We start from the raw sequence: 1,780 nt of genomic DNA on the forward strand, positions 1-1,780 counted from the left end.
CGCCCGGCGCAGCGCGGCGTGGTAACCGGGATTGCGCCCGACGAGGCGGTCGTAGGAGCCGGCGGCGGCGTCGAAGGCGTCGGGCACCGTCGAGCGGGGTGGGAGTCCGGTCACCGGTGGGCCTCCTCGCGCGACGTGGTCCGCCGCTCGGCGCGGCGTTCCGCGCACAGCCATGCGAGCAGGGTGGCGGTGACCAGGCTGAACCCGAACAGGAAGTCCTCGACCGGGATATCGAGCGGGAACCGCGGGCCGAGGTGGTGGGCCGGGTCGTAGCGCACGATCGGCGCCGACAACTTCGTCAGCCACCCGTCCACCGGAACCTGGAAGGCCGACACGATCGCGAGGGTGATCCAGTACGCGGGCCAGCGGAACAGCCCGGTGCGCAACCAGGCCAGTTCCGCGACCACGACCGCCGCCACCGACAGCACCGCGGGCAGGGTGTAGCCGAGACCCGTCATGACCGCCTCCCGAATGACCGCCTCCCGAATGACCGCCTCCCGATGCGGAAGCGCCGTACGGTCTCGAACGTCAGCAGCGCGCACACGGGAATGGTCACGAAGAACAGCGCCTCCTCGAGCGGAAGTCCGGGGGCCAGCCGCACCCCGAGCGTGTAACGGGGCTCGATCGCCCACACACCGGCCGAGATGGCGGCCAGGTCCCACACGAGGAACAGTGCCGCGGGCGCGAGCGCGAACGCGAGCCTGCGGGGTCTGCGGTAGACGCGCGCTCCGGCCAATTCGAGCGGCAGGGTGACGACCACGCACGCGGCGAGCACGAGCAGGTAGTGCCAGCTCTCGAAGGCGCTCATCCGCGCCACCCCCATGCGCCCGCGCGCCATCGTCGCGGTGCGGCCGCCTCCACGCGGGGTGCGAGCACGCGGCCGGCCACGGTACGCGCCAACGTGCGGCAGGCCAGCGCCGCCCGTTGCGGTCCGCCGACCACCGCGCGGCCGGAGAAGACGTCGAACCCGCGCTCGGCGATCACGTCGAGGATGCGCGAGTAGAGGATGTAGGCCGTCGCCACGCACGGGCGCGCCGCCGGGTGCAGCATCGCGATCCCGGGGTGAGCCTGGCGGTAGATCCGGCGCGTGCGTGCCACCTGGTCGGCGAGCGCGTCGCGCACCCTCGGGTCGGCATACCCCACCCGGCGGCACCACAGCAGCAGGTCGCGGTCGACGCCGTGGGCGGCGAGCTCGTCGGCGGGCAGGTACACCCGGCCCCGGTCCAGGTCCTCGGCGACATCGCGCAGGAAGTTCGTGAGCTGGAACGCCGCTCCCAGCGCGGCGGCGTGCGGGGCGGCCTCCTCGGCCGGGGCCACCGTCCCGAGCACCGGCAGCATCTGGAGGCCGATCACCTCGGCCGAGCCGTGGATGTAGGCGGACAGCTCGGCCCGGGTCGCGTAGTCGGTGGTCGTCAGGTCCATGCGCATGGACCTGAGGAAGCCGCTGAACAGCCTTTCGTCGATGTGGTAGCGGGTGGCCGTGTCCACCACGGCCGCCAACAGCGGGTGATCGCTGTGCCCCGTGCGCAACCCGGTGCGCAGAACCCGGTCGAGCTCCCCGAGCCGGGCGGACGCCTCCGCCCGGGCGCGCTCGGCGCCGGAGGCGGCGGGGATGTCGTCGACGATGTCGTCGGCGTGCCGCGCGAAGCCGTACAGCGCGTGCACGGCGGGACGTCGTGCCGGCGGCAACAGCCGTGTCGCCAGGAAGTACGTGCGCCCGTGCCGGGCGTTGAGGGAGCGGCACCGGAGGTAGGCCGCGCGCAGGCCCGGGTGCCGGACG

At 73.6% G+C, this 1,780-nt stretch carries 3 protein-coding genes; all 3 read right to left on the minus strand.

The features are described from left to right. Window positions 1-110: 110 nt before the first annotated feature. On the minus strand, window positions 111-458 hold the full coding sequence (locus SACSA_RS0107650) for a lycopene cyclase domain-containing protein (RefSeq protein WP_019814772.1): 348 nt from the start codon (window positions 456-458) through the stop codon (window positions 111-113). Beyond that, the gene (locus SACSA_RS0107655) at window positions 455-808 is read right to left on the minus strand and encodes a lycopene cyclase domain-containing protein (protein WP_048876546.1); all 354 of its coding nucleotides are present in this window, start codon (window positions 806-808) and stop codon (window positions 455-457) included. The genes SACSA_RS0107650 and SACSA_RS0107655 overlap by 4 nt, the downstream gene beginning before the upstream one ends. After that, window positions 805-1,780, minus strand: a 976-nt coding sequence (locus SACSA_RS21965) for a phytoene/squalene synthase family protein (protein ID WP_019814776.1), incomplete at its 5' end; no start/stop codon positions are given. The genes SACSA_RS21965 and SACSA_RS0107655, both read right to left, overlap by 4 nt.

Origin of the sequence: Saccharomonospora saliphila YIM 90502 (assembly GCF_000383795.1) — a bacterium.
Classification (GTDB): domain Bacteria; phylum Actinomycetota; class Actinomycetes; order Mycobacteriales; family Pseudonocardiaceae; genus Saccharomonospora; species Saccharomonospora saliphila.